Raw genomic sequence first — 23,837 nt, forward strand, 5'->3', positions numbered from 1 at the left:
CCGGCCCGTGCGGGGTTGCACCCGCTGCTGCGGTATGGCAGTCAGGGCCGGCGGCGGCGAACGACCCTTGGCGCGATTCTGCGCCCGCATTTCCCATATCCGAACAGCTACAGGTTTTCCGATGCGTGATCCCCTGTTCCGCATGGCCCTGCTTCTTGGCCTGCTTTCCGCCGTCGGTCCCTTTGCGATCGACATGTATCTGCCCGCCCTGCCGCAGGTGGCCAGCGACCTTGGCACCACCGAGGCCGGGGCGGCGCTGACCCTGACCTCGTATTTCATCGTCTTCGGCTTTGCGCAGATGATCTATGGGCCCATGGCCGATGCGGTCGGGCGCAAGAAGCCGCTGGTGATCGGCGTGGCGATCTTTCTGGCCGCCACAGTCGCGGCCAGCCTGGCGCCGACCATCGGCTGGCTGATCGCCGCCCGCGCCTTGCAGGGGCTGGGCGCGGCCACGCTGATGGCGGTGCCGCGCGCGGTGATCCGCGACATGGCGACCGGCCCCGCGGCGGCCAGGATGATGGCGGCGATCATGATCGTGATCTCGGTCTCGCCCATGCTGGCGCCGCTGACCGGATCGGCGGTGATGGCCTGGGGCGGCTGGCGCGAGATCTTCGCCGTGCTGGCCGCGGCCGCCTTGCTGAGCCTGGGGCTGATCCTGTTCGTGCTGCCCGAGACCCTGCCGGCCGAGCGGCGCCGGCCGGTGCGGCTGGCGGCCATGACGGCCGGGGCGCGGCGGCTGCTGTCCGACCGCCGCTTCCTGGGGCTGACCATGATCGGCGGCTTCGGCATGGCCAGCTTCTTCGTGTTCCTGGCCTCGGCGAGCTTCGTCTATACCCGGCAATACGGGCTCAGCCCGACCGGGTTCTCGCTGGCCTTCGCGGTGAATGCGGTGGGCTTCTTCACCGCCTCGCAATTCGCCGGCCGGCTGGCCGAGCGCTTCGGGATGGAGCGGGTGATCTCGCTGGCCATCACCGGCTTTGCCGGGCTGTCGCTGGCGCTGTCCCTGGTGGTGCTGGCGGGGTTCGACGCGCTGGCGGTGGTCATCGCCGGGCTGTTTGTGGCCAATGCCTGCCTGGGGCTGGTCATGCCGACAGCCATGGTCATGTCGCTGGACCCGCATCCCGACATCGCCGGGCTCGCCTCGTCGCTGGGCGGCACGCTGCAGATGCTGACGGGCGGGCTGATGATCGCCGTGACCGGGCCGCTCCTGGACAATACCGCGGCGACCATGGTGCCGGCGATCACGCTTTGCGCGGGCCTTGCCTGGGCGGCGGCCGCGGCCTCGCTGCCGCGGCTGCGGCTGCTGGCCTGACCTTCCCGGTCCCGCCCCAGCCTGCGCCGCGCCCTTGGGGGCGGGCAGGGCGCGCTCGGGCCGAAACCCGCATCATGGATCACGCCGGCGGGCTGGCACGCTGGGCCGGCGCGCCGTGTCGCGCCAGCACCCGCTGCCTTTCGGTCGGGATCGGCGGAACCTATCCGCCGGCATATCCGGGCGCGGTCGGAGGCCGCCGCTTGCGCTCGGATCCCCGCCGTCAGGGAATGTTCAGCGCCGTGTCCAGCAGGGTGTTGGGCTGGACCAGCGCCTTCAGCGCGGCCGGGTCGGTGATGGTGACGCGCATGCCGTCGATATGCACGCCATGGTCGCGCAGCGCCTTGAAGGCGCGCGACAGGCTTTCCGGCGTCATGCCCAGGTAAGAGGCCAGCAGCCGCTTTTCCTGCGGCAGCACGAAGCCCGCCACGCCGCCCGCGTCCTGCGACCGTTGCCACAGATAGGCGCCCAGCCTTTCGCGGGCATTGCGCAGCTTGAGGTTCTTGGCATGGCGCACCAGGTTGCGATAGCCCTCGGACAGTTCCTGCACCGTGGCCAGGGCAAAGCCGTGGTCGCGCGAAAAGGCCGCGCGCACGTCCACCGCCGGGATCAGCACGATGCGCGAGCGTTGCAGGGTGCGCGCCGACATCAGATAGGGCGCGTCGCGCATGCAGGCGGCCAGGATGAAGGTGGCGACCGGCTGGACCACGGCCATGGTGGTGTCGCGGTCCTGCCAGTTGGCGTAAAGCTCGACCGCGCCCTCCAGCACGACATGCAGGAAATTCGCCACCTCGCCCTGCCGGATCAGCTCCAGCTGGGCGGGGAACACCTGGTCGTAGGCCGCATGGATCAGCGCGTCGAAGCACGGGCTGGTCATGTTGCGAAACAGCGGCAGGTTGCGGATGTCGTTGCGGTCCTCTTCGCGCATAAAGCTGTCCTGTCGGATGGGTCTGGAATCGCATCTGACATAGCAAAAATCTTGATATTTGTCAATCAATAATGGCATATTTGTCATGAAATGACAGGGCGAACGATGGGTGCCGGATTGAGTATCCTTCAACCCTGACGGCGCAGAATCGAAATCCGGTCGGTTTCCGGGGTGCGGCTGGGCCAGGTTGATCCAGATCAAACATTGCCGCCGCGGCCCGTGTTGGGTGAGCGCCACAAACAGCGCGCGAACGTCCCAATCGGAGCATCCGCCATGCCGGACCCAAGTTCCTATTCCCCGATGCAGCAGCAAAAGGCGCTGTGGCTCAGCACCACCGCCTTCACGCTGTGCTTCGCCGTCTGGACGATCTTTTCCATCATCGGCATCACCATCAAGCAGGAACTCGGCCTGACCGAGTTCGAATATGGGGTGCTGATCGCCACGCCCATCCTGACCGGGTCGCTGATCCGGCTGATCCTGGGCGTCTGGACCGAACGCTATGGCGGGCGCCTGGTGTTCTCGTTGCAGATGCTGTTCACCGGCCTTGCCACCTGGGCGCTGACCTGGGCCGACAGCTATGCCACCTTCCTGCTGGCCGCGCTTGGCGTGGGCATGGCGGGCGGTTCCTTCATCATCGGCGTCGCCTATGTCTCGAAATGGTTCCCGGCCCAGCGCCAGGGGACCGCGCTTGGCATCTTCGGCATGGGCAATGTCGGCGCCGCGGTGACCAAGTTCATCGCGCCCTTCATCCTGGTGGCCTGGGGCTGGCAGGCGGTGGCGCAGATCTGGGCGGTGGGCATCGCGCTGATGGGCGTGGTCTTCCTGCTGGTCGCCCGCGACGATCCCGATTTCGAGGCGCGCCGCGCCCAGGGCATCGCCGCGCCGACCCTGGCCGAGCAGTTCGCGCCGCTCAGGAATCTGCAGGTCTGGCGCTTTGCGCTTTACTACTTCTTCGTCTTCGGCGGCTTCGTCGCCCTGGCGCTGTGGCTGCCGCATTACCTGACGCAGGTCTATGGCGTCGACCTGCGGGTGGCCGGCATGGCGGCGGCGGCCTTCAGCCTGTCGGCCAGCATCTTCCGCGCCTATGGCGGCATCCTGTCGGACCGTTTCGGCGCGCGCACGGTGATGTATTGGACCTTCGGCTTCAGCGCGCTGTTCCTGTTCATGCTGTCCTATCCGCCGACGGACTATACCATCCGCGGCAAGGACGGGCTGATCTCGTTCTCGACCGAGATGGGGCTCTGGCCCTTCGTGGTGACGCTGTTTGCGCTGGGCTTCTTCATGAGCCTGGGCAAGGCCGCGATCTTCAAGCACATCCCGGTCTATTACCCGAACCACGTCGGCGCGGTCGGCGGGCTTGTCGGCATGATCGGCGGGCTGGGGGGCTTCGTTCTGCCCATCGTCTTCGGCGCGGCGCTGGACCTGACCGGGATCTGGACCTCGTGCTTTGCCCTGCTTTTGCTGATCGTCGTCGTCTCGATGGCCTGGATGCACCTGTCGATCCGCGCCATGGAGCGCCGCGCCCAGGGCCGCGCCCTGGACCGGCTGCCGAACTTTCCCGAACTGGCCGAGGTGCATGACCCCGAGCGCACGGTGATGCCGCGCGTGCTGGACGACTGGCGCCCCGAGAACCCGACCTTCTGGGCCGAGCAGGGCCGCAGGATCGCCCGGCGCAACCTGTGGATCTCGATCCCGGCGCTGACGCTGGCCTTCGCGGTCTGGATGGTGTGGTCGGTGGTCGTGGCCAAGCTGCCGCTGATCGGCTTCGACTTTACGCAGGACCAGCTGTTCTGGCTGGCGGCGCTGCCGGCGCTGTCGGGGGCCACGCTGCGCATCTTCTACAGCTTCATGGTGCCGATCTTTGGCGGGCGGCTGTGGACGACGCTGTCCACCGCCTCGCTGCTGATCCCGGCCATGGGCATCGGCTATGCGGTGCAGGATCCCTCGACGCCCTATGTGATCTTCGTGGCGCTGGCGCTGCTTTGCGGGCTGGGGGGCGCGAACTTCGCCTCGTCCATGGCCAATATCAGCTTCTTCTTCCCGAAATCGGAAAAGGGCAACGCCCTGGGGCTGAACGCGGGCCTGGGCAACCTGGGCGTGTCGCTGATGCAGTTCCTGGTGCCCATCGTCATCACCATGGGCGTCTTCGGCGCCATGGGCGGCGCGGCGCAGGAGCTTTCGGACGGCAGCCGGCTGTGGATGCAGAACGCGGGCTTCATCTGGGTGCCCTTCATCATCGTCTCGACCATCGCGGCATGGCTGGGCATGAACGACATCACCGACGCCCGCGCCAGCTTCCGCGAGCAGGCGGTGATCTTTACCCGGCTGCACAACTGGGTGATGTGCCTGCTCTATATCGGCACCTTCGGCAGCTTCATCGGCTATTCGGCGGGCTTCCCGCTGCTGATCAAGCTGGCCTTCCCCGATGTGAACGCGCTGCAATTCGTCTTCCTGGGGCCGCTGGTCGGCGCGCTCAGCCGGGCGGGGACGGGCTGGCTTTCCGACCGGGTCGGCGGCGGGCGCGTGACCTTCTGGGTCTTTGCCGGCATGATCGTGTCGGTGGGGCTGGTGATCGTCTCGCTCCAGGCGCTGTCCTTCTGGGGCTTCTTCGCGGGCTTCATGGCGCTGTTCTTCTTTACCGGGGTCGGCAATTCCTCGACCTTCCAGATGATCCCCGTCATCATGCGCAAGGAAGTCGCCCGGCTTGAGCCGCAGCTTTCCCCCGAGGACCGCCGCCGGCAGTCCGACCGCGAATCCGCCGCGATCATCGCCTTCACCAGCGCGATCGGCGCCTATGGCGGCTTCTTCATCCCCAAGGCCTACGGCAGCTCGATCGCGCTGACCGGATCGGCGTTGGGCGCGCTCTGGGCCTTCCTGGGCTTCTACGTGCTGTGCCTTGCCGTGACCTGGGTGTTCTACACCCGGCCGGGCGGGCTTTTGCACGACATCGAACGCGGCCGCGCCCCTGCCGGCGCCGCCACCCCTGCCTGACATAGGAGACAGCCATGAGCCATCTGCTGGACCGCCTGAACTTCCTGAAATCCACGCGCAAGGACGTGTTTTCGGAAGGGCATGGCCAGACCACGACCGAAAACCGCGACTGGGAGGACACCTATCGCGGGCGCTGGCGGCACGACAAGATCGTGCGCTCGACCCATGGGGTGAACTGCACCGGCTCCTGTTCCTGGAAGATCTATGTCAAATCCGGCATCGTCACCTGGGAAACGCAGCAGACCGACTATCCCCGCACCAGGCCGGACCTGCCCAACCACGAGCCGCGCGGCTGCGCGCGCGGCGCCTCCTACAGCTGGTATCTCTATTCCGCGAACCGGGTGAAGACGCCGCTGATCCGCGGCCGGCTGATGAAGCTCTGGCGCGAAAAGCGCCGGACCATGACCCCCATCGAGGCCTGGAGCGCGATCCAGGCCGACCCGCAGGCGCGCGAAAGCTATACCCGCATCCGCGGCAAGGGCGGCTTCGTGCGCGCGACCTGGGACGAGGCGACCGAGATCGTGGCCGCGGCCAATGCCTATACGGCGAAAACCTATGGCCCAGACCGGGTCTTCGGCTTCTCGCCGATCCCGGCCATGTCGATGATCTCCTATGCGGCGGGCACGCGCTACCTGTCGCTCTTGGGCGGCACCTGCATGTCCTTCTATGACTGGTATTGCGACCTGCCGCCGGCCAGCCCGCAGACCTGGGGCGAACAGACCGACGTGCCGGAATCGGCGGATTGGTATAACGCGGGCTACCTGCTGCTCTGGGGTTCGAACGTGCCGCAGACCCGCACGCCCGACGCGCATTTCTATACCGAGGCGCGCTATCGCGGCACCAAGTCGGCGGTGATCTGCCCCGACTATTCCGAGGCGGCGAAGTTCGGCGACATCTGGCTGAACGCCAAGCAGGGCACCGACGCGGCGCTGGGCATGGCCTTCGGCCATGTCATCCTGCGCGAGTTCCACCTGGACCGGCAGGCCGAATATTTCGAGGATTACTGCCGGCGCTATTCCGACATGCCCATGCTGGTGCGGCTGGAGGAACGGGACGGCCGCCTGATCCCCGGCCGCCAGCTGCGCGCCAGCGATTTCGACGGCGCGCTGGACCAGGCGAACAACCCGGAATGGAAGACGGTCGCCATCGACGACGTGACCGGCCGCATCGTGGTCCCGAACGGCTCGGTCGGCTTCCGCTGGGGCGAGCAGGGGCGCTGGAACCTTGAGCAGAAGGCCGGCGAGGACGAGGTCCGGCTGAAGATGAGCCTGATCCTGGACGAGGATCGCGACGACGTGGTCGGCGTCGACTTCCCCTATTTCGGCGGCGCCGCGACCAATGGCTTCGCCGTCGACGACCGCGGCGCGGTGCTGACCCGCAACGTGCCGGTCAAGCGGCTGACCCTGGCCGATGGCCAGCAGGCGCTGGTCGCCACCGTCTTCGACCTGTTCTGCGCCAATTACAGCCTGGACCGGGGCCTGGGCGGCGAGAACGTCGCGCGCGACTATGACGCCGACGTGCCCTTTACCCCCGCCTGGGCCGAGCGCATCACCGGCGTGCGCCGCGACAAGATCATCCAGGTCGCGCGCGAATTCGCCGCCAATGCCGAAAAGACCAATGGGCGGTCGATGATCATCATCGGCGCGGCGATGAACCATTGGTTCCACATGGACATGAACTATCGCGCCGTCATCAACATGCTGGTGATGTGCGGCTGCGTCGGCCAGTCGGGCGGCGGCTGGGCGCATTACGTCGGCCAGGAAAAGCTGCGCCCACAGACCGGCTGGACGGCGCTGGCATTCGCGCTGGACTGGGCGCGCCCGCCGCGGCACATGAACGCGACCTCGGCCTGGTATGCCCATACCGACCAATGGCGCTACGAGACGGTCAGCGCGCAGGAGATCCTGTCGCCGACCGCGCCGGCGGGCGACTGGAACCGGCTCAGCCTGATCGACTACAACATCCGCGCCGAGCGGATGGGCTGGCTGCCCTCGGCCCCGCAGCTGAGGACCAACCCGCTGGAGGTCGGCCGTGCCGCCAAGGCCGAAGGCATCCCCGCCAGGGATTACGTCGCGCGCGAGCTGAAGTCGGGCGATCTGCAGATGTCCTGCGAAGACCCCGACGCGCCCGAGAACTGGCCGAGGAACCTGTTCGTCTGGCGCTCGAACCTGCTCGGTTCCTCGGGCAAGGGGCATGAATATTTCCTCAAGCACCTCTTGGGCACCGATCATGGCGTGCAGGGCAAGGATCTGGGCCAGGAGGGCCGGCAGAAGCCGGTCGAGGCCGCCTGGCACGAGCAGGCGCCGGAGGGCAAGCTGGACCTGCTGGTGACGATCGACTTCCGCATGTCCACCACCGCCGTCTATGCCGACATCGTCCTGCCGACCGCCAGCTGGTATGAAAAGGACGACATGAACACCTCGGACATGCATCCGTTCATCCACCCGCTGCAAGCGGCGGTGGACCCGGCCTACGAGTCGAAATCCGACTGGGAGATCTTCAAGTCCATCGCCCGCAAGTTCTCGGAGATTGCGCCCGAGGTGCTGGGGGTCGAGACCGACGTGGTGCAGCTGCCCCTGCAGCACGACAGCGCCGGCGAGATCGCCCAGCCCTTCGTGCAGGACTGGAAGCTGGGCGAATGCGAGCTGATCCCCGGCAAGACCGCGCCCGCCTATATCGAGATCGAGCGCGACTATCCGAACCTCTACAAGCGCTTCACCGCGCTGGGCCCCTTGATGGAAAAGCTGGGCAACGGCGGCAAGGGCATCAGCTGGGACACCAAGGACGAGGTGCATCACCTGCAGGCGCTGAACGGCCGCGTGACCGAAGAGGGCGCGACCAAGGGCATGGCGCGGATCGAGACGGCTATCGACGCCGCCGAGGTGGTGCTGATGCTGGCGCCCGAGACCAATGGCGAGGTGGCGGTCAAGGCATGGGCCGCGCTTGGCCGCGCCACGGGCCGCGACCACGCCCATCTGGCCGAGGTCAAGGAGGACGAGAAGATCCGCTTCCGCGACATCGCCGCCCAGCCGCGCAAGATCATCTCGTCCCCCACCTGGTCCGGCATCGAAAGCGAGGAGGTCTGCTATAACGCTGGCTGGACCAACGTGCATGAGCTGATCCCGTGGCGCACCGTCTCGGGCCGCCAGCAGCTTTACCAGGACCACGAATGGATGCGCGCCTTTGGCGAAAGCTTCGTGACCTGGCGCCCGCCGGTGGACCTGAAGACCGTCGGCGCGGATGCGAGGAAGTCGCTGGCCGCGGGCGAAAAGCACGTGGTGCTGAACTTCATCACCCCGCACCAGAAATGGGGCATCCATTCGACCTATACCGACAACTTGCTGATGCTGACGCTGAACCGCGGCGGCCCGGTGGTGTGGATATCCGAGATCGACGCCAGGAAAGCCGGGCTGGTCGACAACGACTGGGTCGAGGTCTTCAACAGCAATGGCGTCATCACCGCGCGCGCGGTGGTCAGCCAGCGCATGAAGGAAGGCAGCATGTTCATGTATCACGCCCAGGAAAAGATCGTGAACACGCCCGGCAGCCAGATCACCAACCTGCGCGGCGGCATCCACAATTCGGTGACGCGCATCGTGCCCAAGCCCACCCACATGATCGGCGGCTATGCGCAACTGGCCTATGGCTTCAACTACTACGGCACCGTGGGGGCCAACCGCGACGAATTCGTCATCGTTCGCAAGATGAACAAGGTCGACTGGCTCGACCAGCCCCTGCAAACGGGGCCCGCAACCCAAAAGATGGAGGCAGCGGAATGAAAGTGCGTGCGCAAATCGGCATGGTGCTGAACCTGGACAAGTGTATCGGCTGCCATACCTGCTCGGTGACGTGCAAGAACGTCTGGACCTCGCGCGAAGGCGTCGAATACGCCTGGTTCAACAACGTCGAGACCAAGCCCGGCATCGGCTATCCCAAGGATTGGGAAAACCAGAAGCGCTGGAACGGCGGCTGGGTGCGGACCCGCTCGGGCCATCTGCGGCCCAAGCAGGGCGGCAAGTGGCGCATCCTGGCCAATATCTTTGCCAACCCCGACCTGCCCGAGATCGACGATTTCTACGAGCCCTTCGATTTCGACTACGACCACCTGAAATCGGCGCCCGAGATGCAGGCCTTCCCGACCGCAAGGCCGCGATCCAAGATCTCGGGCGAGCGGATGGAAAAGATCGAATGGGGCCCGAACTGGGAGGAGATCCTGGGCGGCGAGTTCGAGAAACGCAGCAAGGACTACAACTTCGAGGGCATCCAGAAGGACATCTACGGCGAATATGAAAACACCTTCATGATGTATCTGCCGAGGCTTTGCGAGCATTGCCTCAACCCGGCCTGCGTCGCCTCCTGCCCCTCGGGCGCGATCTACAAGCGCGAAGAGGACGGGGTGGTGCTGATCGATCAGGACAAGTGCCGGGGCTGGCGGATGTGCGTGTCCGGCTGCCCCTACAAGAAGATCTATTACAACTGGTCCACCGGGAAGTCGGAAAAATGCATCCTGTGCTATCCCCGGCTTGAATCGGGCCAGCCCACGGTCTGTTCGGAAACCTGCGTCGGCCGCATCCGCTACCTGGGGGTGATGCTCTATGATGCGGACAGGATCGCCGAGGCCGCGGCGGCGGAATCGGAAATGGACCTCTACGACGCGCAGCTGGGCGTGTTCCTGGACCCGAACGACCCCGAGGTGATCGCCGCCGCCCGCGCCGAGGGCGTGCCCGAGGACTGGATCCGCGGCGCGCAGCGCTCGCCGATCTGGAAGATGGCGATGGAATGGAAGATCGCCTTCCCGCTGCACCCGGAATATCGCACCCTGCCGATGGTCTGGTATGTCCCGCCGCTGTCGCCGATCCAGAACGCGGCCGAGGCGGGCAAGATCGCAGCGCAGGACGACATGCCCGACGTGCGCAGCCTGCGCATCCCGCTGCGCTACCTTGCCAACATGCTGACCGCGGGGGACGAGGCCCCGGTCGCCGCCGCGCTGGAGCGGATGCTGGCCATGCGCAGCTACATGCGTTCCAAGACGCTGGACGGGGTGGTGAACCTGGGCGTCGCCAAGCGCGTCGGCCTGACCCCGCAGCAGATCGACGAGATGTATCAGCTGCTCGCCATCGCCAATTACGAGGACCGCTTCGTCATCCCGACCACGCATCGCGAGATCGTCGAGGACGCCTATGACCTGCGCGGCGGCTGCGGCTTTACCGACGGGCACGGCTGTTCGTCGGGCGACACCCCCTCGCTCTTCGGCGGCAAGAAGTTCCGCAGCCCGCAGGAGTTCATCGCATGAAAAGCTTCAAGGCCCTTTCCGCGCTGCTTTCCTATCCCAGCGAGGAGCTGATCGCGGCGCTGACCGAAATCGACGCGGTGCTGCATGCCGAGGGGCTGCTTGGCCCCAAGCGCATGGAGGAAATCGCCCGGCTGCTGCAAGAGCTGCGCCAGGGCGACCTCTACGACCTGCAGGAACGCTATGTGCTGCTGTTCGACCGCTCGCGCAGCCTGTCGCTGAACCTGTTCGAGCATGTGCATGGCGAAAGCCGCGACCGCGGCGGCGCCATGGTCGATCTCTTGGAAACCTATCGCGCCGGCGGCTTCGACCTGGTCGGGCCGGAACTGCCCGACCACCTGCCGGTGCTGCTGGAATACCTGTCCACCCGGCCCTTGCCCGAGGCCGAGGCGCTGCTGGCCGATGCCGCCCATATCCTGGTCGCGCTGGCTGACCGGCTGACGCGGCGCGAAAGCGCCTATGCCGGCGTGCTGAGCGCGCTGGTGACGCTGGTCGTGACCGAGCCACCCGAACTGCCCGAGGAGCTGGCCGCCGTCCCCGACGACGACCCCGAGGATCTGGCCGCGCTGGATGCCGTCTGGGAAGAGGCGCAGGTCACTTTCGGTCCCGACCCCAATGCCGGCTGCCCGGTCAGCCGCGACATCCTTGCCCGCATGGACGCCCCGCGCGTCGCGAACCCGGCGCAATGAGGAGGAGCAGATGAACAATTTCCTTTTCGGGATCTATCCCTATATCGCCATCACGGTGATGATCCTCGGCTCGATCATCCGCTATGACCAGGATCCGTTCAGCTGGAAATCCAAGTCCAGCCAGATCCTGCGGCGGCGGCAATTCGTCATCGGCTCGGTCCTGTTCCATGTCGGCGTGCTGGTGATCTTCTTCGGCCATCTGGGCGGGCTTCTGACGCCCATCGCGGTCTTTGACGCCTTCGGCATCAGCCATGGCGCCAAGCAGGTGCTGGCGATGACCGCCGGCGGCATCGCCGGGGTCATGGCGCTGGTGGGCGGCGGGATGCTGCTGCATCGCCGGCTGACCGACCCGCGGGTGCGCGCCCATACGACGCTGGCCGATACCGGCATCCTGGCCCTGCTGATCGCCCAGCTGGTGCTGGGGCTTGCGACCATCCTGGTCTCGATGCAGCATCTGGACGGGCACGAGATGACGCGGCTGATGTCCTGGGCGCAGGGCATCGTCTATTTCCGCTCGGGCGCGGCGGATCACCTCGTGGGCGTGCATTGGCTCTTCAAGCTGCATATCCTGCTGGGGCTGACCATTTTCCTGCTGTTCCCGTTCACCCGGCTGGTCCACATGATCTCGGCCCCCGTGCGCTACCTGTGGCGGCCGGGCTACCAGATCGTGCGGACCAAGCGTTACCCGGCCAAGCGCCACCCGGCGGAGTAAGCGGCGATGGAGATGAAACCGCTGCTACCGCCCGTCGTCGTGAACGGCGTGACCCTGGACCCCGGCCGCATCGCGGCCGAGGCGCAGAACCACCCCGCGCCCAAGGGCAAGCCCGGCCATGCCTGGCGCGCCGCCGCGCGGGCGCTGGCGGTGCGCGAGCTTCTGCTGCAGGAAGCCCGCGCCCAGGGCATCGCGGCCGAACCGGCCGAGCTTGCCCCCGGCCAATGGGAGACCGAGGACGAGGCCGCGATCCGCGCCCTGCTGGACCAGAAGATCCGGCCCGCGCCTGCCGACGAGGCGGCGCTGGCCGCGCATTACGCCGCCCATCCCGAACAGTTCCGCGCCCCCTCGCTTTTCGAGGCGGCGCATATCCTGTTCGCCACCGCCCCCGACGATGCCGAGGCCCGTGCCCAGGCGCGGGCCAGGGCCGAGGCGGTGCTGGCCCAGTTGCGCGCCCAGCCGCGCCGCTTTGCCGAACTGGCGGCCGAGTTGAGCGCCTGTTCCTCGAAGAATGCCGGCGGGGTTCTGGGGCAGCTGACCTCGGGCGATACCGTCCCCGAGTTCGAGGCCGTGCTGGCCACGATGGAGGAAGGCGCGCTGGCCCTGGCCGAAACCCGCTATGGCCTGCATGTCGTCCGCCTGGATGCGCGCGCGCAGGGCGCGGTGCTGCCGTTCCAGGCCGTGCTGCCGCAATTGCGCCAGGCGCATGACAAGGCGGCCTGGCTGCGCGCCAGCCGCGACTACCTGGACGGGCTGGTCGCCGGGGCCGAGATCTCGGGCGTTTCCTTCGACCAGGAAAGGCGGGCGTGATGCAACTGGCCTATGTCAGCCTGCCCGGCCGCGGCGCGAACGACCGCTTCCTTGCCGCCCTTGCCGGGGCGGCGCAGGCGGCGGGGCTGCGGCTGGCCGGGACGGTGCAGACCAACCCCGAGCGCGAGGGCCGCGTCAAATGCGACATGGACCTGCGCGTGCTGCCCGACGGCCCGGTGCTGCGCATCAGCGAGGATCGCGGCAACGGCGCCCGCGGCTGCCGGCTGGACGCCGGCGTGCTGGAGGCGGCGGTGCTGGGCGTCGCCGCCGCGCTGCCCGGCGCCGACTTGCTGCTGGTCAACAAGTTCGGCAAGCAGGAATCCGAGGGCCGCGGCTTTGCGCCCCTGATCGCCGAGGCACTGTCGCGCGGCATCCCGGTGCTGGCTGGTGTGAACGGGCTGAACCTGCCGGCGTTCCAGGCCTTTGCCGACGGGCTCGCCACGCCGCTTCCCGCCGATCAGGCGGCGGTCATGGGCTGGTGCCAGCGGGCCTGCCGGCTGCAACCCGCCTGACCTGCAAGGCCCCCAAGGCCCCCAAGGCTCATGCAACGAAAAAGGCCCGGTCGTCGCGACCGGGCCTTTCTTTTCGTGGTGCGCTTCAGGCTGTCCGCCTTGCGCCCGAGACCGGCTTTTTCGCCACGCGCGGCCGCGCCAGCACCGGCAGGTAGAGCAGGGCGAAGCCGCCGAAGGCCAGAACCCACAGCGTCCCCGACAGGTGCAGCAGCCAGACCTGCGCCGGCAGTACCCCGGCCAGCAGCCGCAGCACCACCGAGGCGGCGAGCGCCAGGTAAAGCGCCGTGGTGCCGCGCCCGGCATGCAGCGCCCGCCCGCTATGGCCCAGGCTCGCCCGGCTCATCACCGCCAGCGTCATCAGCCCTATGGCGCCGGCCAGCCAGACATGCCGCGCCGGTGCCGCCGCCATCAGGCCCAGGCCCGCCGCCGCCTCGGCCCAGAAGCCGAGCGCCAGGAAGCCATAGGCCAGGTGCAGCACCCAAAGCAGCGGCTCGGCCCCGGTCCGCGCCCCCTGCCAGCGCGCCAGCCGCCACAGATGCGCCGCGCCGCAGGCCAGCATCAGCCAGGGCATGGCCCGGCCGTCGGGCAGGGCGACGAAGCCCGCCAGCGTCACCCCGGTCAGCCCCAGCACCAGCCCGTCGCCGCGGTCGAAGGGCGCCGGCAGTTGCTGCACCCCCCGCGCTGCCAGCCAGTTGCGGGTAAAGCTGGGGATGATGCGCCCGCCGATCAGCGCGATCAGCATCAGGCCCGCGGCCAGGCCCAGCCGCATCCCCATGCCCTCGAAGGCCGCGTCGCCGCGGGCGGCCTCGACATGGAACAGCGCGTTGCCGGCGGCGAACAGCCCCAGCAGCGCCAGAACCGGCAGGTTGCGCCAGTTCCGGCCGTGCAGGATCTCGCGCGCCAGGAAGGCCAGCAGCATGAGCCCGCAGGCCAGATCGGCCAGCAGGACCACGCGCCAGTCGAGCAGCGCCGAGACCCCGACCGCGGCCCGGCCCAGAAGCCACAGCCCGACCAGCCCGGCCAGGGGCGCCCCCATCACCGGCAGCCGCCCGGTCCAGTTCGGCACCGCGGTCAGCAGGAAGCCGGCGATGACCCCGCCGAGATAGCCGTAAAGGAATTCATGGGCGTGCCAGCTGAACGGGTCGAAGGCCAGGGGCAGGATCTCGGCCCCCGCCAGCATGGCCACCCAGATCGCCATGGCCAGCGCCGCCCAGAGCGCCGAGATCAGGAAGAAGGCGCGGAAGCCGTGGCTCAGCAGCACCGGCCCGCGATAGTTGCGCATGCGTTCCGAGGTGGACATCGCGCGTCTCCGTCAAGATGGGGTCATGGGCAGGGGGCGGCGCCGGGGCGCGCCTCCAGGAACCCTTGGGCAAAGATGGCGCCGGGCTGGATGCGGCGCAAGCCGGCCAGGGCGTCCTGCGGCGAAAGCCCGCTTTCCAGCAGTTGGGCGTAAAGCCGGGCCACAGCGGCGAAATCGCCCGGCTGCGGCGAAAGCCGCAGCGCGGCGACGCCGGCATCGCGCAGGGCATCGGCCTGTCCCGCGACGCTCATATGCGTATAGCTCAGCGTCTGCACGCCGTTCACGGTCAGGAAGGGCTGGCCCTCCAGCGTCTCGACCGTGCGGCCGTCGGGATCCTCGGCGCAGACGAACTGGCAGCTGTCCTTGGCGCGGTCGTGCAGCCGCGCGTGATAGCAGCGCCCCGAGATCGCCAGCGGCGCCCGGCCATGGCCCCAGACCTCGACCGCGACGCCGGCGTCCTGCCCGGCGCGGGCCAGCTGCGCCACCGATTCCAGCGGCAGCTCGGGCGGCAGGCAGATGCGCTGCGCGCCTTTCGCGGCCAGCCATTCCAGCGTGCCCTCGTTATAGACGTTGACCGTCGGGCCGACCCAGAAGGGCGCGCCCTCGGGCAGGTGCTGGAGCGCGGTCAGGTCGGCGATCTCGACCGGCAGGCCCGAGGCGAACAGCTCGGCCGTCTGCCGCCGCTCGCGCTTGAGCGTGATCAGCGTCAGCGTGGAAAGCGCCACCTCCTTGCCTGCGGCCTGCAGCACCTCGACCGCGGCGGGGATCTCGTGCTGCCAGAAGGGCAGGCGCTTCGAGCAGACCCATTCGCCGATCACCACCCGCTGAACGGGGGTATCGGCCAGCGTCAGGTAAAAGGCGCGGACCTGCTCCGCGCTCCAGAAAAAGGCGATGGGGCCGACGGTCAGGTCCATGGTCATCTCCAGGTCTTGGCATAGGCGCCGGTGGTCGCGGCCTGGCCCTCGGTCAGCCGCGCAAGCAGTCCCTCGGGCATGGGCGCGCCCTGGTCGGCGGCCTCGACGGCGGCGCGGAAGGCGCGCACCACCTGCGCCACATAGGCGCGCGAGCGTTGCCGCCCCTCGATCTTCAATGCGCTGACCCCGGCCTTTTGCAGCGCCGGGATCAGCCGGGTCGCGTCCAGGCTGACCGGGTCTTCGAAGATATGGCCGGTCTGGCCGCCGCCCTTGCCGTCGGGCGAGCTGAAGCAGCCCTTGCACAGCGTCGGATAGGGCACCGGCATCCCCTTGGGCGTGCGGTGGATCAGGAAATCGCCCAGCCGCGCCTCGTGATTGCCGGCGACATCGGCGTAGGCGACGTGGCTGGCGGGCGAGCAGACGCCGTTCATGTTCGGCGACAGCCCGGTGGCATAGGAGGACAGCGAACAGCGCCCCTCGGCCATGACGCAGAGCCCGCCAAAGACGAAGACCTCGGTTTCCACCTCGATCTCGCGGTTGATGGCGGTGATCTCCTCGACCGACAGCACGCGGGGCAGGACGACCCGGCGGATGCCGAAGGTTTCGGCATAGAAGTTGATCGCGTCGGGATTGGCGGCGGCGGCCTGCACCGACAGGTGCAGCCGCAGGCCGGGATGAGCCTCGGCGGCATGCGCGATCAGGCCCAGGTCGGCCAGGATCACCGCATCCGCGCCCAGCCGGGCGGCGTCGCCGACGGCGCGGTGCCACAGCGCCTGGTCGCCGGCGCGCGGGAAGGTGTTGATCGCCACCAGCACATGCGCGCCGCGGGCATGGGCATAGGCGATGCCCTCGGCCAGTTCCTCGCGGCTGAAGTTCAGGCCGGGGAAGTTGCGGGCATTGGTTTCGTCGGCAAAGCCGCAATAGACCGTATGCGCCCCCGCATCGACCGCGGCGCGCAGGGCCGCCGGGGTTCCGGCCGGGCAGACCAGCTCCATCATGGCATCACCTCTTGTCGGGACAGAACCAGCCCGCTTCTGCGCGCGACCAGCGCCGAGCCGCGGCGCAGCCAGCGCCCCAGCGGCCGGCCGGTCAGCGCCGCCAGTTCCTCGGTCAGGTCCAGCTCGGCATCGTCCAGCGCATTGCGCAGCGCCAGAACCGCCGAGGTATCGCCGCCGATCTGCAACTCGCCGGAAAAGAACAGCGCATCCCCGTCCTCGGCGCCATGCAGCATGGCCAGGAACGCCGCCAGCCCGCCCCGGATCGCGGCGTCATGCTCGGGCTCGGGGGCATGGCGCGGATGGGCGGTCAGCCGCCGCGCCTGGGGCTGCATCAGCAGCAGGAACGGCCCGTCGCTGACATCGAGCAGGAAGCGCGCCTGGCCATAGGGACCAAGGCGCGCCAGGATCGCCGGGTTGTTCGCGGCGATCCGGCGCAGGAACGCCGTCAGCGCCAGGCCAAGGGCCGGGCGGGAAAGCGGCGGGGGCGGAAGCCGCATCAGCAGCGGCGGCAGGGTGGGGCGCTGGGTCATGTTCCGGGTCTAGGCCGACCAATCGGCGCTGTGATTGATATTCGTCAAATCAGCCGCGGAAATTCCCGCCTAGCCTTTCCGCCATGATCCGCCCGCCTTGCCGCGGGCCTGTCGGAGCCCTTGATGCGCAGCCTTCCTTCATTTCCCGACCTGCGGACCTTTCTGTCCTGGCTGGAGGCGCGGGGCGAGTTCGCGCGCATCGCCGAGCCGGTGTCGCTGCGCCACGAGATGACGGCGGTCGAGCTGGCCTGCCTGCGCCGCGGCGGGCCGGCGCTGCGCTTCGACCGGCCCGAGGGCGCGCGCATCCCCGTCATCGCCAATCTTTTCGGCACCAGGGCGCGGGTCGCGGCCGGGCTGGGCCTGCAGCCGGACGAGGTCGCGGGCTTTGGCGAATTCCTGGCCGCGCTGCGCAGCCCGGCCCCGGTCGAGGGCATGCGCGACGTCATGTCGCGCTGGCCCATGCTGCGCGCGGCGCTGGCGACGCGGCCGAAGCTCTTGCGCCACGGCCCGGCGCAAGAGGCCGAACTGCCCGGCCTCGATTCGCTGCCGGTGCAGACGCCCTGGCCCGAGGACGGCGGGCCGCTGATCACCTGGCCGGTGGTGCTGACCCGGCCGCAGGACAGCCGGGCCGAGGATCTGACCCGCTACAACCTGGGCGTCTATCGCGCGCAGGTGCTGGGCCCCGACCGGCTGATCCTGCGCTGGCTGGCGCATCGCGGCGGTGCGGCGCATCACCGCAGCTGGGCGCAGGCGGACGAGCCGATGCCGGTCGCCATCGCGCTTGGCGCCGATCCGGCGCTGCTGCTGGCCGCCGCGCTGCCGCTGCCCGAGACAGTGTCGGAACTGGGCTTTTCCGGCGTGCTGCGCGGCGCGCGGACCGAACTGGTTGCGGCGCAGACCGTGCCGCTGATGGTCCCCGCCCGCGCCGAAATCGTCGTCGAGGGCTGGGTGCATCCCGGCGAGACCGCACCCGAGGGCCCCTTCGGCGACCACACCGGCTATTACAACGCCGTCGAGCCCTTTCCGGTCATGCGCGTCAGCCGCATCACCTGCCGGGGCGATCCGCTTTACCTGTCGACCGTCACCGGCCGGCCGCCCGACGAGCCCTCGGTCATCGGAGAGGTGTTCAACGACCTGGCCCTGCCGGTGATCCGCGCCCAGATCCCCGAGATCACCGACCTGTGGCTGCCGCCCGCCGCCTGTTCCTATCGCATGGCGGTGGTGGCGATCGACAAGCGCTATCCCGGCCAGGCGCGGCGGGTGATGATGGCGCTGTGGGGGATGCTGCCGCAATTCAGCTATACCAAGCTGGTGGTGGTCGTGGACAGCGACATCGACGTGCGCAGCTGGGACGACATCGCCTGGGCGATCTCGACCCGGATGGACCCCGGCCGCGACGTGATGCTGCTGGACCGCACGCCGATGGACTACCTGGACTTCGCCTCGCCCGTCGAGGGGCTGGCGGGCAAGCTGGGGCTGGACGCCACCACCAAGATCGGCGCCGAGACCAGCCGCGAATGGGGCCGGGTCATGCGGCTTGACCCGGCGCACGAGGCGCGGGCCGAGGCGCTGCTGGCCGCGGTGCTGCCATGAGGGTGGTGCTGGGCGTCTCGGGTGCCTCGGGCGCGGTTCTGGCGCTGGATTGCGCCCGCGCGCTGGCCCGCGCCGGGGCGGAAATCGACCTGGTCGTCTCGGACATGGCGCGGCGCACGCTGGCCGAAGAGGTCGGGCCGGACGCGCTGACCGCCTTGCAGGCGCTGGCCGCGCGGGTGCATGCGCAGCGCGACCTGGGCGCGGCCATCGCCTCGGGGTCGTGCCCGGTCGCGGGCATGATCGTCGCGCCCTGTTCCATGCGCAGCCTCGCGGCCATCGCGCATGGCTTCGACGACGGGTTGCTGACCCGCGCCGCCGGGGTGCAGCTGAAGGAACGCCGGCCGCTGGTGCTGCTGGCGCGCGAGGCGCCGCTGACCCTGGCGCATCTGGAAAACATGCAGGCCGCGACCCGGATGGGCGCGGTGATCCTGCCGCCGGTGCCGGCCTTCTACCTGCGCCCGCAAAGCCTGGCCGAAGTCACCGCCCAGATCGCCGCCCGCGCGGTCGATCTGCTGCGCCTCGGCCCGCCCCGGGCCCAAGCCTGGGCCCCCTCTCGACCCGCCCCCCATGGAGGAGACCATCATGACTGACATCACCCTTGCCCCAGATACCCCCGTCGGCGACATCGCCGCCCGGCTGCCCGGCGCCGCCGAGGTGTTCCGCCGCGCCGGCATCAGCTTTTGCTGCGGTGCCAGTGCCGGCCTGGCCGAAGCCGCCGAAAAGGCCGGCATCGCCCTGCCGGCGCTGACCGCCGAATTGCAGGCGCTGATCGACAATGCCGGCCGCGACGCCCCGACCGAGACCTCGGCGCTGATCGACCATATCCTGAGCCGCTATCACGACACCCACCGCGAGGAGCTGGGCTGGCTGATCGGCCTGGCCGACCGGGTCGAGATGGTGCATGGCGACCATGACGAGGCCCCCCTGGGCCTGACCGAGGCGCTGATCGCGCTGCGCGACGACCTGGAATCGCACATGGCCAAGGAGGAAACCGTGCTGTTCCCCGCCATCCTGCAAGGCGGCGGCGCCATGCTGGCCGGGCCGATTCGCATCATGCGGGCCGAGCATGAGGATACTGCCGAGCTGCTGCGCCGGATCGAGCATGTGACCCATGGCCTGACCCTGCCGGCCGGCGCCTGCGGTTCGTGGACGGCGCTTTACACCGGCTTGCGCAAGCTGTGCGACGACGTGATCGCCCATATCCATCTGGAAGAGGAAGTCCTGTTCCCGCGCGTCCTTGCGTCGTGACCGGGCGCGGGGCTTTCGGCTGGCCGGATGCCCCGCCTGCGTGTTCAGCGCGCCCCGGCGTTGCGGGCCGGGACGTCGAAGCGCGCGCGTTTCAGGATCGTGCCCTCGGCGTCGACGGTCAGGCGCAGCGCCTGGTTCCGGAAGAAAAAGGTCAGGCGATGGCGCCCGGCATCCTCGCCCTCGCCGGTTTCGCAGCGGGTGGTGATGCGATTGGCGCGCATCAGTTCGGGCACCTGGCCCGGCTCGACGCCGAAGGCCGCGGCCAGTTCCTGCGCCTCGACGATAAAACCCTGTTCGGTCAAGTCGATCCTGGTCATGCCATTGCCCTCCGGGGTGCCGTCCTGTCCGGCATATGGGGATGCGCCGGGCGTTTGGCCATGGCGGGGGGCGGATAAGACACGACTTTCATCAAGAAAGGCGCGGGCGAGTGTCTCGCGCCGCGCTTGTTTCCCCCTTGGGCGGTGGCCGCCGGCCCCGGTCAGTTGACCTGGGCCAGTTCGGCATCCATGCGCTCGCGCGCCTTCTTGGGCATCTTGGCGGTCTTGGCGGCGTCGAGGTTATCGGGCGCCTCGCCCACCTGCACCAGCCCGACCATGCCCATGCCGAAATGCGGCGTGCATTTCACGCCATAGAGCCCCGGTTCGGTCACGGTCAGCGTATAGGATTCGTTGATCTTGCTTTTGAAGGTTTCCACGCCTTCGGGCAGGATTTCCTTAATCGCTTCGACGTTGTGGCTCTTGTCGGTGGGGACGAAGTTGATGACGTCGCCGGGCTCGGCGCGGACAAAGGCCGGCTCGAACACCATGGCGCCCGATTCGCCCTTGTTGAGCATATGCACCTCGTGGGTCGCAGCGAACGCGGGGGCGGCAAGGGCCAGCAGCGCGGCGGCAGCAGCGGCGAGGGAATTGTGGAACATCGTGTTCTCCTTGGTGGTCCGGGCGGCAAACCCGCCCGTCGTGTCTTGTTCTAGGGCCGTTGCGCGACGCATGGCTTGAGATAAGTCAAAGGCAGAGGGAAAAACTCGGATTTCCGTCATGACAGAATGTCGCAGGGCGGCGTCCCTGTCCGCGGCCGGCCCCCTGTGACCTCGCGTCATTGTATTTGGCTTGACCTAGATCAACGCTTGCGATCGGGCAAAGGCATAGACCGGCGACATGTGCCGCCGCGCGAACCATAACCGGGCCCAGCGCCTTTTCGCCTTTGCCGCGATTCTCCTTCTTCTCGTTGCGGGATGGGCGGGGACGGGTGCGGCGATGCCCGCCCATCTGGCCGCGGCGGCGTCGGGCCCCTTGCAAGAGGTCGTCATCTGCGCCGAGGGCCATGCCCGCACCGTCTGGCTGGACGCCCAAGGCAACGAACATCCCGCGCCGCAGGAATGCCGCGACTGCCCGGTCTGCCACCCGCCGCTGCTGGCCTCGGGGGGCGACTCCGTCCTGCCGGTCCGGACGATGCCCTGGGTGCGGCCGGCCGTGGCGCCGGGCGCGGCGCAGGTGCGCGGTGCGGTTCGTCCGGTGCTGGTGCTGACGCGCGGCCCCCCGTCTTTCCCCTCTGCCTGGACCCATGCGGTCCCGTCGCCTGCGGGCGACAGCCTCTGGTCTGATGCGGGCAATCCGCGCCAGCCGATGCGCCGGGTCCAGGCAATTGCCATGGATGCCCGAGCATGAAGATCCTCCGCCTTGTCCTGACGATCGCATCGCTGTTGCTGCCGGCCCTGCCGGCCGCCGCCGAAAGCGTGCTGGCGCAGCTGCTGCCGGAACAGAACGCGGGCGAGCTGGTGCCCGGCGCCGACGGTTTCGGGCCGATCCGCGCCGACCTGGCCGTGGCGCCGGTGCTGAAGGGGGGCGAGACCGTCGCCCATGCCTTCGTCACCTCGGATTTCGTCGGCACCACCGGCTATTCCGGCAAGCCCATCCATACGCTCGTCGCGCTGGACAAGGACGCGAAGGTGGCTGGCGTCCGGCTGGTCAAGCATTCCGAACCCATCGTGCTGATCGGCATCCCCGAGGCCAAGGTCAAGGCGCTGGTCGAGGGCTACCGGGGCCTCGACCTCGTGGCCGAGGCGCAATCGGGCGGCACGGCGCATGAGGTCGAGATCATCTCGGGCGCCACGGTCACGGTGATGGTGATCGACGATTCCATCGTGCGCTCGGGGCTGAAGGTCGCGCGCGCGCTCGGCCTTGGCGGGCTGGCCGCCGAAACCGTGGCCGCCGGCCCGAAATTCGAGATCGACCCCGACGCGGCCCCCTCGGCCGACTGGCACGAGATGGAGGGCGACGGCACCCTGCGCCGGCTGTCGCTGGACGTGGGCCAAGTGAACGCGGCCTTCGCCGCCAATCCCGACCGCCGCGCCGCCGAGCGCGCGCTGTCCGAGGCGCCGGACACCACCTTCATCGAGATGCAGGCCGGGCTGGTCTCGGTCCCGGCCGTCGGCAAGGCGCTGCTGGGCGATGCGCAGGCCGCGAACCTGCAGGCCTGGCTGGCGCCGGGCGACCAGGCCATCGCGGTCATGGGCCGCGGGCTCTACAGCTTCAAGGGCTCGGGCTATGTCCGCGGCGGCATCTTCGACCGCATCGTGCTGATCCAGGACGACGTCTCGGTGCGCTTCCGCGACCGCGACCATCGCCGGCTGAACGCCGTCGCCGCCGATGGCGCGCCGGATTTCACCGAGATGGACCTGTTCAAGATCCCCGCCGCCTCGGGCTTCGACCCGACCAAGCCCTTCCGCATCCAGCTGCTGGTGCATCGCGAGGTCGGGCCGATCGAGAAGGTCTTCCACACCTTCGACCTGGGCTATCAGCTGCCGCAGAAATACCTGCGCAGCGTTGCCGCCCCCGCACCCGCGCCCGAGGCGGCGGCACCCGTGGCCCAGTCCGACGAAAGCCAGGCCCAGGCGCAGCTGTGGAAGCGGATCTGGCTGGATTCCAAGCCCAAGATCGCCGGGCTTGCCGCCATGCTGCTGGTGCTGACGGGGGCATTCTTCTTCCAGAGCTTCGCGACCCGGAACGAGCGCGCCTTCTACATCTTCCGCATGGGCTTTCTGACCGTGACGCTGGTCTTCCTGGGCTGGTATGCCAATGCGCAGCTTTCGGTCGTGAACCTGATGGCGCTGTTCGGCAGCCTGGTGAACGGCTTTAGCTGGCAGGCCTTCCTGCTGGACCCGCTGACCTTCATCCTGTGGTTCGCGGTCGCCGCCGCGCTGCTGTTCTGGGGCCGGGGCGCCTATTGCGGCTGGCTTTGCCCCTTCGGCGCGCTGCAAGAGCTGACCAACCAGATCGCGCGCAAGCTGCGCATCCCGCAATGGACGCTGCCCTGGGGTCTGCACGAGCGGCTGTGGCCGGTCAAATACATGATCTTCCTGGGCCTTTTCGGCGTCTCGCTGATGAGCGTCGAGCAGGCCGAGCATCTGGCCGAGGTCGAGCCCTTCAAGACCGCGATCATCCTGAAATTCATCCGCGCCTGGCCCTTCGTGGCCTATGCCGCGGCGCTGCTGATCGCCGGGCTCTTCGTCGAGCGCTTCTATTGCCGCTACCTGTGCCCGCTTGGCGCGGCGCTGGCGATCCCGGCGCGGATGCGCATGTTCGACTGGCTCAAGCGCTATCACGAATGCGGCAATCCCTGCCAGATCTGCGCCCAGCAATGCCCGGTGCAGTCGATCCACCCGACGGGCGAGATCAATCCCAACGAATGCATCAACTGCATGCATTGCCAGGTGCTTTACCAGTCCAAGACCACCTGCCCGGTGGTGATCCGCAAGTTGAAACGGCGCGAGGCCGTGGCCGCCGGCAGCACGCCCAAGCTGGGCCAGCCCCCGGCCGGCCATCCCAACGCCACCCGCAAGATCGAAGCTTGAACACACGAAAAGGAGTTCGACCATGGAAACCAAACAGCAAAACGGCCTGAGCCGCCGCGCGCTTCTGGGCGCGACCGCCGGCGGTGCGGCCATGGCCGGCGCGTTCGGGGGGCGCCTGGCGCTGGGACCGGCCGTGATCGGTGCGGGCGCCGCGGGCGTCGCC

The 23,837-nt window shown here is 68.6% G+C and carries 20 protein-coding genes; 13 read left to right on the plus strand and 7 right to left on the minus strand.

Translation table 11 applies throughout. The features are described 5' to 3' along the window. The first annotated feature begins 121 nt into the window (after positions 1-121). Positions 122-1,312: a multidrug effflux MFS transporter gene (locus tag FE811_RS02385; protein WP_116220720.1), complete on the plus strand. Its 1,191-nt coding sequence runs from the start codon at positions 122-124 to the stop codon at positions 1,310-1,312. Positions 1,313-1,532: 220 nt separating this feature from the next. Here FE811_RS02385 and FE811_RS02390 read toward each other — a convergent pair whose 3' ends face one another. After that, positions 1,533-2,237: a helix-turn-helix domain-containing protein gene (locus FE811_RS02390; protein WP_036756548.1), complete on the minus strand. Its 705-nt coding sequence runs from the start codon at positions 2,235-2,237 to the stop codon at positions 1,533-1,535. A gap of 273 nt (positions 2,238-2,510) precedes the next feature. Here FE811_RS02390 and FE811_RS02395 point away from each other — a divergent pair, with 273 nt between their 5' ends. From FE811_RS02395 to FE811_RS02425, 7 genes are read left to right on the plus strand one after another with little or no spacing between them, the layout of a single operon-like run. Further along, positions 2,511-5,228, plus strand: coding sequence for an MFS transporter (locus FE811_RS02395; protein ID WP_116220721.1), 2,718 nt, complete (start codon positions 2,511-2,513; stop codon positions 5,226-5,228). A 14-nt stretch (positions 5,229-5,242) separates the two neighbouring features. After that, complete coding sequence (locus FE811_RS02400; protein WP_072463076.1) at positions 5,243-9,007, plus strand: nitrate reductase subunit alpha; 3,765 nt, start codon at positions 5,243-5,245, stop codon at positions 9,005-9,007. Continuing rightward, positions 9,004-10,521, plus strand: a complete 1,518-nt coding sequence (gene narH / locus FE811_RS02405; protein ID WP_116220722.1) for a nitrate reductase subunit beta — start codon at positions 9,004-9,006, stop codon at positions 10,519-10,521. The genes FE811_RS02400 and narH overlap by 4 nt, the downstream gene beginning before the upstream one ends. Next, complete coding sequence (gene narJ / locus FE811_RS02410; RefSeq protein ID WP_116220723.1) at positions 10,518-11,207, plus strand: nitrate reductase molybdenum cofactor assembly chaperone; 690 nt, start codon at positions 10,518-10,520, stop codon at positions 11,205-11,207. The genes narH and narJ overlap by 4 nt, the downstream gene beginning before the upstream one ends. Before the next feature lie 10 nt (positions 11,208-11,217). Next, the gene (gene narI, locus FE811_RS02415) at positions 11,218-11,919 is read left to right on the plus strand and encodes a respiratory nitrate reductase subunit gamma (RefSeq protein WP_116220724.1); all 702 of its coding nucleotides are present in this window, start codon (positions 11,218-11,220) and stop codon (positions 11,917-11,919) included. A 12-nt stretch (positions 11,920-11,931) separates the two neighbouring features. Beyond that, positions 11,932-12,729, plus strand: a complete 798-nt coding sequence (locus FE811_RS02420) for a peptidylprolyl isomerase (RefSeq protein WP_244294882.1) — start codon at positions 11,932-11,934, stop codon at positions 12,727-12,729. Next, positions 12,729-13,241, plus strand: a complete 513-nt coding sequence (locus FE811_RS02425) for a DUF2478 domain-containing protein (RefSeq protein WP_116220726.1) — start codon at positions 12,729-12,731, stop codon at positions 13,239-13,241. Before FE811_RS02420 ends, FE811_RS02425 begins: the two co-directional genes overlap by 1 nt. A gap of 85 nt (positions 13,242-13,326) precedes the next feature. On the opposite strand, the gene FE811_RS02430 is transcribed toward FE811_RS02425, so the two are convergent. Genes FE811_RS02430 through FE811_RS02445 form a run of 4 tightly spaced genes read right to left on the minus strand, consistent with a single transcriptional unit; the run spans position 13,327 to position 16,983 of the window. Continuing rightward, positions 13,327-14,541, minus strand: a complete 1,215-nt coding sequence (locus tag FE811_RS02430; protein ID WP_140846493.1) for an NnrS family protein — start codon at positions 14,539-14,541, stop codon at positions 13,327-13,329. 23 nt (positions 14,542-14,564) lie between these two features. Continuing rightward, a complete protein-coding gene (locus FE811_RS02435) occupies positions 14,565-15,455 on the minus strand; it encodes a U32 family peptidase (RefSeq protein WP_116220728.1) in 891 nt (296 codons plus the stop codon). A gap of 2 nt (positions 15,456-15,457) precedes the next feature. Continuing rightward, positions 15,458-16,450 (minus strand): peptidase U32 family protein, encoded by a 993-nt coding sequence (locus FE811_RS02440; protein WP_036756575.1) that lies wholly within the window; start codon positions 16,448-16,450, stop codon positions 15,458-15,460. Then, on the minus strand, positions 16,450-16,983 hold the full coding sequence (locus FE811_RS02445) for an SCP2 domain-containing protein (RefSeq protein ID WP_116220729.1): 534 nt from the start codon (positions 16,981-16,983) through the stop codon (positions 16,450-16,452). The genes FE811_RS02440 and FE811_RS02445 overlap by 1 nt, the downstream gene beginning before the upstream one ends. 123 nt (positions 16,984-17,106) lie before the next feature. On the opposite strand from FE811_RS02445, the gene FE811_RS02450 reads away from it, so the two are divergent. From FE811_RS02450 to ric, 3 genes are read left to right on the plus strand one after another with little or no spacing between them, the layout of a single operon-like run. Further along, complete coding sequence (locus tag FE811_RS02450) at positions 17,107-18,576, plus strand: UbiD family decarboxylase (RefSeq protein ID WP_116220730.1); 1,470 nt, start codon at positions 17,107-17,109, stop codon at positions 18,574-18,576. Further along, positions 18,573-19,166 (plus strand): UbiX family flavin prenyltransferase, encoded by a 594-nt coding sequence (locus FE811_RS02455; protein WP_116220731.1) that lies wholly within the window; start codon positions 18,573-18,575, stop codon positions 19,164-19,166. Before FE811_RS02450 ends, FE811_RS02455 begins: the two co-directional genes overlap by 4 nt. Next, complete coding sequence (gene ric, locus FE811_RS02460; RefSeq protein WP_114536112.1) at positions 19,159-19,824, plus strand: iron-sulfur cluster repair di-iron protein; 666 nt, start codon at positions 19,159-19,161, stop codon at positions 19,822-19,824. Before FE811_RS02455 ends, ric begins: the two co-directional genes overlap by 8 nt. Before the next feature lie 44 nt (positions 19,825-19,868). Here ric and FE811_RS02465 read toward each other — a convergent pair whose 3' ends face one another. Both FE811_RS02465 and FE811_RS02470 read right to left on the minus strand, forming a co-directional pair. Next, a complete protein-coding gene (locus FE811_RS02465) occupies positions 19,869-20,141 on the minus strand; it encodes a DUF6522 family protein (protein ID WP_036756589.1) in 273 nt (90 codons plus the stop codon). A gap of 161 nt (positions 20,142-20,302) precedes the next feature. Continuing rightward, a complete protein-coding gene (locus FE811_RS02470) occupies positions 20,303-20,740 on the minus strand; it encodes a pseudoazurin (RefSeq protein WP_036756592.1) in 438 nt (145 codons plus the stop codon). A 337-nt stretch (positions 20,741-21,077) separates the two neighbouring features. Here FE811_RS02470 and FE811_RS02475 point away from each other — a divergent pair, with 337 nt between their 5' ends. Together FE811_RS02475 and FE811_RS02480 are read left to right on the plus strand one after the other, a co-directional pair. After that, entirely contained in the window at positions 21,078-21,488 is a 411-nt protein-coding gene (locus tag FE811_RS02475) for a hypothetical protein (RefSeq protein ID WP_116220732.1), read from the plus strand. Beyond that, entirely contained in the window at positions 21,485-23,674 is a 2,190-nt protein-coding gene (locus tag FE811_RS02480; RefSeq protein WP_116220733.1) for a NosR/NirI family protein, read from the plus strand. Before FE811_RS02475 ends, FE811_RS02480 begins: the two co-directional genes overlap by 4 nt. The last annotated feature ends 163 nt before the right edge of the window (positions 23,675-23,837 follow it).

Origin of the sequence: Paracoccus sp. FO-3 (assembly GCF_006386455.1) — a bacterium.
Classification (GTDB): domain Bacteria; phylum Pseudomonadota; class Alphaproteobacteria; order Rhodobacterales; family Rhodobacteraceae; genus Paracoccus; species Paracoccus versutus.